Annotated in this window: 9 protein-coding genes; 5 read left to right on the forward strand and 4 right to left on the reverse strand. The window is 44.8% G+C overall.

Annotated elements, in window-relative coordinates:
• Positions 1–94: 94 nt before the first annotated feature.
• Positions 95–916, reverse strand: coding sequence for a tetratricopeptide repeat protein (locus tag DWW91_RS04990; protein WP_122327132.1), 822 nt, complete (start codon positions 914–916; stop codon positions 95–97).
• 159 nt (positions 917–1,075) lie between these two features.
• On the opposite strand from DWW91_RS04990, the gene DWW91_RS04995 reads away from it, so the two are divergent.
• Positions 1,076–1,918: a mechanosensitive ion channel family protein gene (locus DWW91_RS04995; RefSeq protein ID WP_007654449.1), complete on the forward strand. Its 843-nt coding sequence runs from the start codon at positions 1,076–1,078 to the stop codon at positions 1,916–1,918.
• Between the two features lie 231 nt (positions 1,919–2,149).
• On the opposite strand, the gene DWW91_RS05000 is transcribed toward DWW91_RS04995, so the two are convergent.
• Complete coding sequence (locus DWW91_RS05000; protein WP_007654446.1) at positions 2,150–4,363, reverse strand: bifunctional (p)ppGpp synthetase/guanosine-3',5'-bis(diphosphate) 3'-pyrophosphohydrolase; 2,214 nt, start codon at positions 4,361–4,363, stop codon at positions 2,150–2,152.
• A gap of 176 nt (positions 4,364–4,539) precedes the next feature.
• Here DWW91_RS05000 and DWW91_RS05005 point away from each other — a divergent pair, with 176 nt between their 5' ends.
• The gene (locus DWW91_RS05005; protein ID WP_122327133.1) at positions 4,540–6,060 is read left to right on the forward strand and encodes a DUF4301 family protein; all 1,521 of its coding nucleotides are present in this window, start codon (positions 4,540–4,542) and stop codon (positions 6,058–6,060) included.
• A 79-nt stretch (positions 6,061–6,139) separates the two neighbouring features.
• On the opposite strand, the gene DWW91_RS05010 is transcribed toward DWW91_RS05005, so the two are convergent.
• Positions 6,140–7,453 carry a Gfo/Idh/MocA family protein gene (locus DWW91_RS05010; protein WP_122327134.1) on the reverse strand — a complete coding sequence of 438 codons (1,314 nt, stop codon included), beginning with the start codon at positions 7,451–7,453 and terminating at the stop codon, positions 6,140–6,142.
• 192 nt (positions 7,454–7,645) lie between these two features.
• On the opposite strand from DWW91_RS05010, the gene DWW91_RS05015 reads away from it, so the two are divergent.
• The 3 genes from DWW91_RS05015 to DWW91_RS05025 all read left to right on the forward strand — a co-directional run bounded on the left by DWW91_RS05015 (position 7,646) and on the right by DWW91_RS05025 (position 11,006).
• The gene (locus DWW91_RS05015; RefSeq protein WP_122327135.1) at positions 7,646–8,734 is read left to right on the forward strand and encodes a PCMD domain-containing protein; all 1,089 of its coding nucleotides are present in this window, start codon (positions 7,646–7,648) and stop codon (positions 8,732–8,734) included.
• A gap of 13 nt (positions 8,735–8,747) precedes the next feature.
• On the forward strand, positions 8,748–9,533 hold the full coding sequence (locus tag DWW91_RS05020) for a porin family protein (RefSeq protein WP_122327136.1): 786 nt from the start codon (positions 8,748–8,750) through the stop codon (positions 9,531–9,533).
• Between the two features lie 123 nt (positions 9,534–9,656).
• The gene (locus DWW91_RS05025; RefSeq protein WP_007654439.1) at positions 9,657–11,006 is read left to right on the forward strand and encodes a Gfo/Idh/MocA family protein; all 1,350 of its coding nucleotides are present in this window, start codon (positions 9,657–9,659) and stop codon (positions 11,004–11,006) included.
• Positions 11,007–11,173: 167 nt separating this feature from the next.
• Here DWW91_RS05025 and DWW91_RS05030 read toward each other — a convergent pair whose 3' ends face one another.
• Positions 11,174–15,142: a two-component regulator propeller domain-containing protein gene (locus DWW91_RS05030; RefSeq protein WP_122327137.1), complete on the reverse strand. Its 3,969-nt coding sequence runs from the start codon at positions 15,140–15,142 to the stop codon at positions 11,174–11,176.
• Positions 15,143–15,235 lie beyond the last annotated feature (93 nt).

Here is a 15,235-nt window from a genome sequence, read left to right on the forward strand (position 1 = left end):
TATTGGGTAGCTCGATATCTTGCGAAGAAATAGGTTGTAACCCATTGGAGCTGACATAAAAAGTCGGAATGAAAGAATGCTGATTGTGAGTTTATTATTTTGTCATCTTCATCAACTCGTCGATGATTGTCTGGTCATAGCCCATTTCCTGTGCTTTCAGGAAATCTTTTGCGGCGGATTCTTTTTCATACTGGGCCAGTTTCACTTTTCCTCTCAGCACATACAGGGAAGCGCTGGGAGTACTTTCAATAAATACCTTGTTAATATCTGCCATGGCGCGGGCGTTCTTGCCCATCATGAAATACACATCGGCACGACCTTCATACAATAGCCAGTCACGGGGCATCTGGCTGATCAGGTAGTTGAAGATTCTTTCACTTTCCTCATAGTTACCACGCATCTTTTCAAGAATGGCATGTCCCAGACGGGCACGGACGGACTTTTCGTTCATCTCGAGTATTTTATCGAAATCCTGTTCCGCCCAGATATAATTCTTCTTTTGGATATAGATCAGTCCGCGGCAGTAAAGAGCCTCTTCGTTTGTCGGTTCCACGATCAGTAAGGCATCGTAATCATTCAGCGCTTTCTCCGTTTCTCCCAGCTCGGAGTAGAGAGAGGCGCGGTTCTCCAGGATAGTCGGATTGTTGGGACGTCCGCTGAGTGCGGCCGTATAGGAAAGCAGCGCATCCTGGAGCTTGCCCTGGCGGCGTTGGATACTGCCGAGGTTTGTCAACAAGGCATAGTTCATAGGGTTTCCCGGTTCCAGGCGCATGGCGGCCCTCAGGCTTTCTTCGGCAGACACCAGGTCTTTCTTATCCAGAAAGTCGTAACTTTTTTCAATCAGTTCCTCATACGATTGGGCAAAACAGTTAGCTGTTGTCATGATAAAAGTGATGAATATTAGCAGTAATCTCATTCTCTTGTTTTTATCTGTTATTTGATCGTCGCAAAGCTACGCAAATATCTTGTTCTGCCGCCGGATTAAAAAAACTTTATACCTTTGCCACATTTTATAAGACTTTTCGATGCTTTGATTGTTATAAGATAAAAGTGTTTAATTAAAATAGATAGAAATATGATATTATTAGATGTGTTGGCTTCCAATCCGAAATTGGAAGGTTTTATCAATTCCCTGATAGAGCAGGGTAGTCATTTAGGGTGGACAATTATTAAAGCGATCATTGTTTTCGTTGTAGGACGTTTCATTATCCGCATGATTAACAAACTTGTTCGCCGTATTTTAACGAAACGTGATTTTGATCCGTCTGTTAAAACATTCGTAGGAAGTCTGGTGAATGTTACGTTGATGATCCTGTTGATCATTTCCGTTGTAGGGGCGTTGGGAGTACAGACGACTTCGTTTGCTGCATTGCTTGCTTCTGCCGGTGTCGCTATCGGTATGGCGTTGAGCGGAAACCTGTCGAACTTCGCCGGCGGGCTGATTATCCTTTTGTTTAAACCGTATAAGGTCGGTGATTATATCGAATCGCAGGGTGTAGGCGGTACGGTGAGGGAGATTCAGATCTTCCATACTATTTTGCTTACGGCAGACAATAAAAATATCTTTATTCCGAACGGCTCATTGAGCAGCGGCGTGGTAACCAATATCGGTAATGAGCCGACGCGTCGTGTGGAATGGACTTTCGGTGTGGAATACGGAAGCGATTACGAGCATGTAAAGAGAGTGATCGAATCCGTTCTTGCACAGGATGCACGTGTTTTGAACGAACCGGCTCCTTTCATAGCCTTGAGTGCGCTGGCTGATAGCAGTGTCAATGTCGTTGTGCGTGTATGGGTAAAAAGTTCCGATTACTGGGGCGTTTATTTTGATACCAATAAAGCTATTTATGCAACCTTCAATGCTGAGGGTATCGGGTTCCCGTTCCCGCAACTGACGGTGCATCAGGCAAAAGACTGATTTTGTCCTTAAAATAAATCTTTTTGTTCAATAACCGTTGGGGTTCGTCTGACGGGCGGTAATACGTTTAATAGTTGAACAAAAAGATTTATCTTTGTCTATCAATTTAAAAGTGAATAACAGAAAATGTTTTTAAGGTAAAAATACAAAGAACTTTATTTTATTACTTTAGTATTAATTATTTGATTATAAAAAAAGAAAAAGGCTCGACCGTTATGGCGAGCCTTTTTCTTATGAATTCAGACGGTCTACCGTCTTGACTCCTTTGACTGATTTTATTTTCTTGACCAGCATATTCAGCGAATTGGTATCTCTCACCAGTACGGCAAAGTTACCCTGGAATATCCCGTCTACCGAATCTATGTTCAACGAACGGAGCGTGACGCCATTCTCTTTTCCGATCACCGAGGTGATGTTGGTGACGATCGCGATATCGTCCCTGCCGACAACGCGAAGGGTTACCACATATCCGTTGTCACCTTTTCCGCTCCATTTTGCACGGATGATACGGTAACCGAAACGGCTGAACATCTCCTGCGCGTTCGGGCAATCCATCCGGTGGATCTTGATGCCCTGGGTGGAAACGAATCCGAATACTTCGTCGCCGTAGATCGGGTTACAGCATTTTGCCAACTTGTATTCAATCCCTGTCAGGTTCTTGTCGATGACCAGAACATCCTTGTTGGTGGATATTTCCTCCACTTCGGTGGTCGTGATGTATTCGCCGGCACTACGGGTTTCCGAACGGTCGTTGGTCTCGGTTTCCTTGCGGACAAACTCCTGATATTCGTCGATCACATTGTTCGGGTCGAGGCGTTCTTCGGCTATTTCGATGTAGAAGTCGGTGACGGTCTTGAATCCTTTCTTCTTGATGTAACGCATCAGATGAGGTTCTTCCATCTCGATCTTCCGGTTTTTGAAACGGCGTTGGAGCATCTCCTTGGCAAAGTCGACCGCCTTGGCTGTCTCTTCACGGAGGGCCTGTTTGATCTTTACACGGGCTTTGGAGGTGACGACGATGTTCAGCCAGTCGCGTTTAGGCGTCTGAGTTGGAGAGGTGACAACCGAAACCGTATCCCCGTTGTTCAGTACATATTTAATAGGTACGTTCTTTTCATTTACCTTGGCGGAAACGCATTTGCATCCCAGCTTTGAATGGATGGCAAAGGCAAAGTCGAGCACGGTGGCCCCTTTCGCCAGTTTGATCAGTTCGCCGGTCGGTGTGAAGACATAGATTTCGTCCTTATACAGGTCCATCTTGAAGTCCTGCATCAGGTCGAGCGGGTTGTTCTCCTTCTCTTCCAGGGCGGCACGCACGGTATTGAGGAATTCGTCCAGTCCGCTTTCGGCTTTCACGCCTTTGTATTTCCAGTGGGCTGCCAGTCCGCGTTCGGCGATCTCATCCATCCGGCGGGTACGGATCTGCACTTCCACCCATTTGTTTTGCGGGCCCATGACCGTGATATGCAGACTCTCGTATCCATTCGTCTTCGGAATGGAAATCCAGTCTTTCATACGGTTGGGGTTAGGCTGGTACATGTCGGTAATGATCGAATATACCTGCCAGCATTCCGAACGTTCTTTTTTAAGTGGAGTATCCAGCACGACACGGATCGCGAACAGGTCGTATATGCCTTCAAACTCGATCTTCTGCTTTTTCAGCTTGTTGTTGATCGAGTGAATGGATTTGGTACGTCCTTTGATATCGAACTGTAAGCCGGCTTCCTGCAACTTTTTCTTGATAGGTGCGATGAATTCGGCTATATAAATGTCACGTGAACGTTTGGTCTCATTCAGCTTTTTCTTGATGAAATCATACTGTTTGGGATCGGTATACTTCAGCGACAAGTCTTCGAGTTCGCTCTTTATTTTGTATAGACCCAGGCGATGAGCCAGGGGAGCATACAGATATGAAGCTTCGGTGGCTAGCCGCAGGCGGTCGTCTTCCTTCAACTGTTTGCCCAGGCGCATCAGGCAGAGGCGGTCGGCAATCATGATCAGTATCACCCTGACATCTTCTGCAAAAGAGAAGAGCAGGTGATGGAAGTTCTCAGAATTGACGGCCGTATTGCGGGCATACAGATCGGAAGTCTTCAGCAGGCGCTGAATGATCAGCGTGACATCTGCGTCGAACGTCTTTTCGACCTCTTCCAGTGTAATAACCTTTTTCAGCACCGGGCGATAGAGCAGGAGGGCGATGACCGAAGTCCGTTTCAGTCCGATCTCTGTTGTTGCGATCAGTGCAGTATTAATATTGCGAATCAATCCGTTGATGCCGTTCTTGTCTCTTCCGTAACAGTCGAGTGCGACAACGCGCTGCATCAACTCTCTCATTTTCCGTATATCCTCTCTATGTAAAAAGGAGTAGAGGCTACGTACCAATTGTCTGTATTTAGAGAAGAAATCTTTTCTTTCTTCTTCCGTAAAGAATGGTTGTATGTCCATAGTTGCATCTTCTTTTTTACTGCCCATTTGAGGACAGGCGGTAAAACATACTGTAAAAGTATCTTTTTTCCTCGAATATCAATGCTATTCTAACAGTATTTTTATACATTTGCGAGAAGCATAGACGGAAAATGCTATGCCACAATGCGAAGAGTACTAATTTTAAAAGATATACTATGTTAAACGCAAACGATTTAAAGCAATTGGCTGATAAAGGAATCAGCGAACAGCAGATTGAAGAACAACTGGCTTGCTTCGTCAAAGGTTTCCCTTATCTGGAAATAGCCGCATCCGCATCGGTAGAAAAAGGTATAATGGTTGTATCGCAGGAGGACCAGGCAACTTATATGGATGCGTGGGATGCCTATCTTGCTAAAAATAAACGGATCCTGAAATTTGTACCTGCTTCGGGTGCTGCCAGCCGTATGTTTAAGAACCTGTACGAGTTTCTGTCAGCCTCTTACGATGTGCCGACCTGTGATTTTGAAAAGAAATTCTTCAGCGAGATTACCCGTTTCGCTTTTTATAATGCATTGAATGCGGTTTGCCTGGCAAACGAAGAGAAAGATATCCCGGCACTGATCGCTGCCGGCAATTATAAGGCGGTGGTTTCCAATTTGCTGGATGCCAAAGGGTTGAATTACGGACAGTTGCCTAAAGGTCTGTTGTTGTTCCACCGGGCAGGTGAAACGATCCGTACTGCCATGGAAGAACATCTGGCTGAAGGTGCCATGTATGCCAAGAACAATGCCGGTGAAGTAAATATCCATTTTACCGTATCTCCCGAACATAAGGCTTTGTTTGAACAGTTGGTGTCAGAAAAGAAACAGGCATACGAAGAAAAGTTCTCGGTAGGCTATGATCTTTCCTTCAGTGTACAGAAGCCGAGTACGGATACGGTTGCCGCCGATATGGAGAACAATCCTTTCCGCGACAAGAATGGAAAATTGTTGTTCCGTCCGGGCGGTCATGGTGCTTTGATCGAGAATCTCAATGATATCGATGCAGATGTCGTTTTCGTAAAGAATATCGACAATGTCGTTCCCGACAGTTTCAAATGTTCGACTGTTATCTTTAAGAAAGTGATAGCCGGTGTACTGGTTACTTTGCAGGAACGTATATTCAATTATCTGAACCTGATCGAAACAGGAAAATATTCACATGATCAGGTAGAAGAAATGATTTATTTCCTACAGGATGACCTGTGTATCAAGAATCCGGATACGAAGTTGCTGGAAGATGCCGAACTGATTCTCTATATCAAGAGCAAACTGCTCCGTCCGTTGCGTGTTTGCGGTATGGTGAAGAATGTAGGCGAACCGGGTGGCGGTCCGTTCCTGGCACAGAATCCGGATGGCACTGTCTCTCCGCAAATCCTGGAAAGTTCGCAGATCGACCTGAAAGATCCGGCAAAGAAAGCGATGTTCGAACAAGGTACCCACTTCAATCCGGTTGACCTGGTATGTGCATTGAAGAATCATAAAGGAGAAAAATATAATCTGCCTGATTATGTAGATAAAAATACCGGTTTCATCTCTTACAAGAGTAAAGATGGCCGCGAATTAAAGGCATTGGAACTTCCCGGTTTGTGGAATGGTGCAATGAGCGACTGGAATACCGTATTTGTAGAAGTTCCTATCGAGACTTTCAATCCGGTAAAGACGGTTAACGACTTACTACGGTCCGAGCATCAATGATCGGATCGATACCATAGTTAGTATTTAAATTAAACATTCGAAAAGGCGGACTTGTGAGAGCCCGCCTTTTTCATTCTGCTTATATCTTCGGTAACTCCCAGGGGGCACGATACTCTTTGCAGAGATATTTATCAGCTTCTGTGTCATGGAAACTTGTTCCGTCCCACGAAAGTTTCTTTCCGGTCCGGTAAGCAATGTTACCCAATTGAGAGAATTTGGCGATATGTGCGCCGATCTCGATGCTAGCATTACAATTACGGTTGCGCGATTTGATACATTCCAGATGGTTCTTGACGTGCAGGTTCAAGCCGCCTTCTCCGTAAGCCTTATTCAGAGCGACTGCTTCCATGCGGGCCTTGCCGTTCACCTTTTCAGGGATGACTTCCCAACCGCCGCGGTCGATAACCAGTGTGCCGTTTTCTCCTACAAAACCGAGTCCGTGGTTACGTCCGTAAGCACCGTCGTCAATACCGATGGCATGGTCCCACATCACGGTGAAGTCATCGAATGTATAGATCGTTTGCAGAAGGTCGGGTGTTTCGCAGGCATCGTCCGGATAACCGAATTTGCCGCCCGAAGCCATGATAGAGTTCGGTGCCGTCACATTCATGCCATAGAGGGCGTAATCGAGCAGGTGGACACCCCAGTCTGTCATCAGTCCTCCGGCATAGTCCCAGAACCAACGGAAAGTGAAATGGAAACGGTTACGGTTGAACGGGCGTTTGGGTGCCGGACCAAGCCACATGTCATAATCAACACCTGCCGGAACCGGTTCGTCGGCAACAACCGGAATGGAAGGACACCATCCCTGATAAGAGAATACACGTACAGTACGTATCTTTCCCAACTGCCCGCTATGTACGAAAGCCATTGCGTCCTGCCAGTGAGGGTCGCTGCGTTGCCACTGTCCGACCTGTACGACACGGTTGTATTTCTCGGCAGCACGTACCATGATATTACATTCTTCGATACTGTTTCCCAGCGGTTTTTCGCAATAAACATCTTTTCCGGCTTCGCAGGCGGCAACCATCTGGAGGCAGTGCCAATGGTCGGGAGTACCGATGATAACGACGTCCACATCTTTGTTGTCGATCAGCTTCCGCCAGTCTTTATAAAGGTGTTTTACCTTCTTTCCGGTTAGTTTTTCCGTCTCGGCAGCCCTGTTATTTAACACATTTTCATCAATATCCGCTAAAGCGATACATTCGACTTCCGGATTGCGGAGGAAAGCCTGTAGGTCGGAATACCCCATTCCTTTGCAACCGATCAGTCCGACCCTGATCTTATCGTTTGCACCGACTGAGTTACTACTGGCTTTAATAAAGAAAGGGTTCATCGAGAGGCTGGCTCCCAGAAGAGCGGCCTGCCGGATAAAATCTCTGCGTGTTGTCATGGTCTGAATGAATTAATGGTGATGATACACAATTGTTTGTAAAACACCAAAAATAGGAAGAAAGCCTGGGTTTGCCCAATAAAATATGTAATAAAAACATAATATTGCAGACAAATCCGAAAAAGGGAAGTAAATTTGCAGTCACTTTATGGAAAAAGTAATTATTGGATTATTCACTAAAAAAGAAACAAAATGAAGCTAACACGCTTATTAACCTGTCTTTTTTTAAGTATTATGGGAATGTCCTGTATCCAGGACGAGGCGCCGAATGCAGAAGCTGATATTCTGACTTGCGAGCTTCCGCAGATGCAAGATGATATATTAGATATGGATATAGAGAATGATAAAATCATAATTTGGGCAAGTCCGAATATTGATATTGAAAACGTCGCTCCTGAGTTTTCTTTGACGGAGGGCGCAACGATTTCTCCTGAAAGCGGTACGGTACGCGATTTCACTACACCACAAGTTTATGAAGTAACTTCACAGGACGGAGATTGGAAGAAGCGCTATGAAATATCGTTTATCCTTGCTGATATTCCTACAAAGTTTGATTTTGAAAATGTCAGACAGAAAGATAAATTTCAAGTATTCTTTGAAGTAGATGAAGATAATCTGCCTAAAATGACATGGGCTAGCGGTAATCCTGGTTTTGCCCTGACAGGTTCCGGAAAAGCGCCGGAAGATTTTCCAACGGTGTCTGATCCGAACGGTATCAATGGAAAATGTTTGAAACTGACGACTCGTTCGACTGGTTTCTTTGGTGAAGGGGTTGGAATGCCTATTGCAGCCGGTAACTTGTTTATGGGGTCATTCGATACGAAAAGTGCTTTGAGCAATGCTTTGAAGGCAACACGCTTTGGTTTTCCGTTTGCGTATGAACCGACAGCTTTGAAAGGATATTATAAGTATAAGGCAGGTGAAACCTTCACCGAAGGTAAAGTTCCTGTTCCCGGTAAGAAAGATCAATGCGATATTTATGCTATTTTCTATGAAACGGATAGCGAAACGAAGCGTTTGGACGGAACAAACCAGTTTACGCATCCAAATCTGGTCTCAGTAGCTCGTATTTCTAATCAGAAAGAAACAAATGAATGGGTGGAATTTAATATCCCGTTCGTAATGAAGCCTGGGAAAACGATAGATAACAACAAATTAAAGAATAAGAAATACAATGTGGCTATTGTTTTCTCTTCAAGTCTTGAAGGTGATCATTTCAATGGTGCTGTAGGTAGTACATTGTATATAGATAATGTGGAATTAGAGTATAAGGCCGATTAATACCTAAGGATAGATGAAAAAGAATATATCGATTATAAGTATTGTAGTTTTGCTGTTGGTGTCAACTTCCGTATTTGCACAGACCGACAGGAATAAAGGGATCATCAAATCTTCATTGATAGGTTTGGAGTATGAAGTAAAGGCCGGATTCAGTATTGGTGGTACGGCTCCGATTCCTCTTCCGGAAGAAATTCGTGGTATAGATAGTTATAATCCGGGAATGCAAATAGCCATTGAAGGGAATGTTACTAAATGGTTGGATCCGGCACGTCAATGGGGAGTAAGTGTTGCTCTTCGTCTAGAAAACAAAGGAATGAAGACAGATGCAACTGTGAAGAATTACCGTATGGAGATCATTGGTGACGGTGGTGAAAGGCTGAAGGGTTACTGGACAGGGAATGTGAAGACAAAAGTTAAGAATTCGTACTTGACAGTTCCGGTGTTAGTGGCTTATCAGGTTGCTCCGCGTTGGCGATTGAATTTAGGTCCATATGTATCTTATGTGCTTGATGGTGATTTTTCGGGTGATGTGTATGAAGGTTATCTGCGTGAAAATGATCCGACGGGAAATAAGGTCATATTTGAAGACGGTAAAAGTGCTCCTTATAACTTCTCAAAAGATTTGCGTAAATTCCAGTGGGGACTACAACTTGGAGGTGAATGGAAGGCTTTCAAACATTTGAATGTGTATGCAGACCTGACCTGGGGATTGAATGATATATTTAAGAAAGATTTTGATACGGTTTCTTTCGCCATGTATCCGATCTATCTGAATATGGGCTTCGGTTATGCATTTTAAGTTATAATACAATATCATATCAGCGGGAATATTTCATCAAATATTCCCGCTTTTTTTTATTTATTTCAATAAATTCTATACATTTGCAGTATTGATTTTTTAAGACCAATATAATTTAATACCATGAAAGAGAACGAGAAGAAAGGAATTTCCCGAAGAAAATTCCTCGGCTTGTCCGCACTGGGACTAGCCAGTTTTACAATCCTTCCCAGCTGGTCGATCAATGGAGTGCGCATCGCACCGAGTGATCGGGTTGTTTTAGGCTTTATCGGACTGGGGCAGCAAGGTTTATCCGATTTTACCAGTTTTTCCAATTGTCCGGGCGTGCAGGTCGCTGCCGGTTGTGACGTAGATTCCATGAAACGCGAGCGTTTTGTGCGTAGAATTACGGCCTGGCAGAAGCAACAGGGCGTAGCGCCGCGTTGCGACAGCTATGAGTTTTATGAGGAAATGCTGGAACGTAAGGACATCGATGCGATCGAGGTGGCAACTCCCGACCACTGGCATGCTTTGACTACTATTCATGCCTGTCAGGCGGGAAAAGATGTTTATTGCCAGAAACCGCTGGCTTATACAATTGCCGAAGGTCTGGCGATGGTAAAAGCCGTCCGCGATAACAAGCGGGTGCTACAGGTGGGAAGCCAGCAACGTTCGAGCGAAGAGTTTCAGAAAGCGATCGAGTTGGTTCGTAATGGAGCGATCGGTCATGTAGAGAAAATATATGCCCGTGTCGGTGCACCTCCAAAACCGTTGGATCTGCCGGAAATGCCTGTGCCGGGAAATCTGAACTTCAATCAATGGATGGGACCGCTGAATGATCCGAAGGTACACTATCATCCGGATCTTTGTCCTCCGATCTCTCTCGATCCGGAGCAGAACGAACAGTTGTGGGGAGCCTGGCGTTGGTATCAGGAAACCGGTAATGGCTTTACGGCCGACTGGGGTGCCCATATGTTTGACATCGCTCAGGCTGCTATCGGTATGGACGGTTCCGGCCCGGTAGAATTTACTCCGGCTGGTTATAACGGACAGAAATATGCATCCATGAAATATGCTAACGGTATTGTGATGACCGAACAGCCTTATCGGGAAGATAATGAGAATGCTCAGGGTATCCAGTTTATCGGTGATAAAGGATGGCTGAAGGTAGCACGCGGTTATATCGAATGTTCGGATCCTTCCTTGTTGAAAGCTAAGAAGAAAGAAGTCGGTAAAGGAGAGTATGAAGTAAGTTCGCCTCATATGCAGAACTTTATCGATTGCGTTCGTTCACGTGAGAATCCGATTGCTCCGGTAGAGGTAGGTTGCAGCACTAATACGCTTTGTTGTCTGGCAAATATTTCCCGCGAACTGAACCGTCCGGTAAAATGGGATCCGGCTACATTAAGTTTCGTGAATGATAAGGAAGCCGCTGCACATCGGTTGTACTGGTATCAGTATCGCAATCCTTATACATTGCCTTACTGGAAATAAATGGGGGGTAATTATAGAAAAAGGTGAGCTATCCCGTTCCCGTGCTTGACACGGGATCGCAAAGGCACAGACCGTAATCCTATATGTATCTTTTGATACTGCCTGTTCTTCTGCGTCCCCGTGTCAAGCACGGGGACAAGATAGCTCACTTTTGATAAATATCTAATCTAATCTAATCTTTCGCTATCGCATTCTTTTGTTGTAGCCTTACTATTCCTGTATTGCGATGGCGGCATGCCTTTGAGCTGTTTGAATAGCGTGCTGAAATGGCGGGGATACTCGAATCCTACAGTTTCGGATATCTCTGTGATATTCATGGAAGAGCCAACCAGTAGCTGGCAGGCTTTATCTATGCGGATCATATTGATATAATCGTTAACTCCCATATTGGTTAAGGCCTTTAGCTTGGCGTAGAGTGGCGTACGGCTCATTCCCATCTGCGTGGTAAGGAACTTGACATCGAGTTCACGCGATGAAAGGTTGTCGTAAATCAGCTTGTTCAGTTTCAGCATGAACTCCTCGTCCAGGTTGTTTGTCTGTGAAGGGGTTGCTTCCGGAGGAAGTAAATGGCTTTCTTTATACTTCTGCCTGATCGCTTCCCGGTTTTTCAGCTGGTTACTGATGACTGCCAGTAATAATTCCATATCGAAAGGCTTTGCCAGATAAGCGTCCGCTCCCAGTTTGTATCCCATTGTCGTGCTGTCCAGATCCCCCCTGGCAGTTAGGAGTATAACGGGAATATGGCTGGTTGCCATGTCTTCCTTGATCTTTTTACACAATTCATAACCGTTCATCTTCGGCATCATAATGTCGCTGACAATGATGTCCGGATGCTTCTGGTTAATTATTTCAATGGCCTCTTCTCCGTCGCCTGCCACATAGACATTTTTGAATGATTCCTGTAAGGATTCTTTCAGGAACGAACTTAATTCCTTCTTGTCTTCTACGATGATGATAGAATAATGGTTTGTAGAGAATGTTTCCGTTTCGGATGGGGATTCAACCGGGAACCATACGTCTTGCCGGTTTTCTTTTTCTATGTTTTCATTCTCGGCATCGAGTGGCAGTTCAAAGAAGAAAGTGGCTCCGCAGTCTTCATTGTTCATGGCACCGATCGTTCCTTTGTGCCTTTCTATCAGTGCTTTGGAGAAAGAGAGTCCTATCCCGCTTCCCGACTGGTCGTGGTTACCCTGATAGTAGCGGGTAAAGAGTTTATTGGCATCGAGATTGCCCAGACCGATTCCCTGGTCGGCTACGCTTACCCGGATTTTATCATCCAGTAATTCGCTGGATACGGTGATCGTTGTGTCCGAAGGGCTGAACTTCAGCGCATTCATTAATAGGTTCGATAAGACGGTCGTACATTTGGGACCGTCGAACGAAACTTGTCCGATATGTTCATCCAGTTGGTAGTCTATCCGGATATGGCGGGCTTCCAGTTCGCTTTCAAAATCTTTGGCGACGGAAATAATCCATTCGTTCAGTTGATGGGGCGTTTTGTGCAACGTATTCTTCGCCTCCTTCAGGCTGCTCATATCCAATACCATATTGATGGTGTTCCGCATGTCCAGCACCTGTTTGTATATGCCGGATAATTGTCCTTTCAGATTTTCCGGTTCATTCCAGCTGCTTTTGTCGAGTATCCTTTTCAGAGGTGCGTAAATCAGTGTTAGCGGGGTACGCAGTTCATGGCTGATGTTGATGAGGAAGCGTACCTTTTCCTCATTCATCTTATTGGTGTGCTCTTTCATCTGCCATTTCATTTTCCGGTTTCTGCGCCGCCTTGCTATGCGTTCGGACCAGAAAAGAAAGAGGATTAACAGGATGATGAAAATGACAAAGACGTAGGGGCGTTGATACCAGGGAGGTGTTACCGTGATATGAAGTACTTCGACCGGTTCGCTCCATTCCCCGCTTTTTGAGTTGCAGGACACCAGGATGGAGTAGTTGCCCGGAGCCAGCATACGCAGTGAAAGGACATGGTTGTATGTTTCGGTGTATTGTTGATCGGTTCCGTTAATCATATAACGGTATAGTTTGCTGCGGAACACATCTTTTTCCATCGAGATGACTTTTATTTCAATGGAGCTGTGCGTATGAGGAATCGTTATCCGGTTACGGCCGTTTTCCAACTGGTCGATACAGGAGTTCCCGTTCAGCAACACGTCCATCAGCCTGACTTCGGGCAGCGGCTCTTCTTTGGTCGGTATGTTTTTATTGATACGCAGCAATCCGGAGGCGCCACCCAGATAGATATAATCGGAGATGGACGAAACCTGGTATTTATAGATGAACTCATTCGTCGTATAACCGTCCGATTCTCCCCAGGAGGCGAAACGTTTCTTTTTGAGATCGTATGAGAATAACATGTTGCGGGCACCGATCCAAAGACGTTCCTGTTCGTCCAGTAGTAAGGTAGAGACACTGTTGAACAGTTTGGTTTCAATCTTGGTGAATTCCTTTGTGTTAGAATCGAAATAACCGAAACCATACTCCGTCCCGATCCAGAAAATACCGTTCTTGTCGCGTGCTACCGCTTTGATCGCTTCATGTCCACCGATACTGAGGAGGACATGAAGCGTGTCGCTGCCGTGATATACTTCATACAGGTTGTTGCTTTGGATGATAAAGGCTGATTTATCGTCGGCACAAACCATTTTCATCGGACCTACGGCCAGCTTCTTCCCGTCTATCTTCAGGAAAGAGAACTTCCCGGTCCGGAAACTATGGCTGACTGCATTTTTACCCAGAAAATAAGCCCATTCGTCGGTAACCCTATAAGCCAGTGAGGCATTTCCTCCGTGAAACTGGTCGACCGTCGTGGCTTCGTCGATCAGATAGAAGGGCCGGTGGTAGTTTCCTGTTTCTTTATTAAAGAGATACATACCTTTGGTATATAGGGAAACGAGTAATTCTGAGTCCGAATAATCTGTAATAGATACGACTTTATCTCCGTAAGTGGATGGATAATGTTTGAAGGTATCGGTATAAGGATCGTATTGGTTGATACCGCCTCCGTCTGTCCCCAGCCACAAGCGTCCCCGTTTGTCTTCGTGGATACTGATGACTGATATATCGCTCAATCCGTTGGTATTGTTGCGCGGAACATCCGTATATGTTTTCATGAAAACTTCTTTGATACCGATCATACCGCCTCTGACTGTCCCTACCCAGATATTATCCTGTTTGTCTTTATAGATGCATTTGACGGAATTTACCGGAAGCGTGTTCCTGTCTCCCGGCGTATGGACAATGGCTGTAATATCGGAGGTGTTTTCCAGATCCATAATATTGATTCCTCCGCCATCGGTCGTTATCCAGAGTTTGTTATTTATCTCTAGAAAGTCAAGTACCAGGTTATTATTTAATTTGGAATTTCCCGTATGGATATGGTAAAGCTTTTTTCCATCCGGAGCGTAACAAACGAAGCCTTTATTATAGGAGGAAAGATAAAGCCTTTTCTTACTATCTAGATAAACCGCATTCAGGTCTCCCGTTTGGATCGGATAATCGGTAGGAGTTATCTGATCGGTAACCGGGTTGTATCTGAGGATACCGTTTCTGCGTGAGATAAGCAATACTTCGTCTTTGTCCCAGGGACGAATATAATAAGGTATAAAATCGGATGAGTCTTTTTGAAGGACGGGTCTTTTATGAAGAGTCCGACTTTTGCCGTCATAGATATACACTCCTTCATCAGCTGTGAAAAGGATGGAGCCGGAGAATGTATGGAATGAATTTGTTGTGATTATCTTATCTTCGAATTTGACAGGGCGGAATGAGTCGCTGCTTTTATCGTATAAGGTTAATCCGTTATTGGTGGAAACCCAGATATTGTTCAATGAATCTTCCGCAATGAAATAAATCGTATTTCCCGGCAGGGAATAAGGGTTATCCTTTTCATGGAAATAACTTTTCATACCGTAACGGTCGAAACAACTCAATCCGGAGGCCGTCCCGATCCATATCAATCCTTTATTGTCTGCCAGGATACAATTCACTGTTGTTTGCGATAAACCTTTGTCCAAATTCAGCTGCTGGAAAAAATAGCTGGGGGTTGCTCCTTTTGTATATCCTATACAGAAGTAAAACAAAAACAGGAATTGTAATAATTTTATAATAGGGATGCTTCTCATCGTACTTTATTTCTAATAAGTGCAAATGTAATAAAACCGATCTAAAATAGAAAACATTCAGTCTAAACAGAACTTTGGGATGGTTTTTGACAT

The sequence above is a fragment of the Parabacteroides sp. AF17-3 genome, assembly GCF_003635445.1.
In the GTDB taxonomy this organism is placed as follows: Bacteria; Bacteroidota; Bacteroidia; order Bacteroidales; family Tannerellaceae; genus Parabacteroides; species Parabacteroides goldsteinii.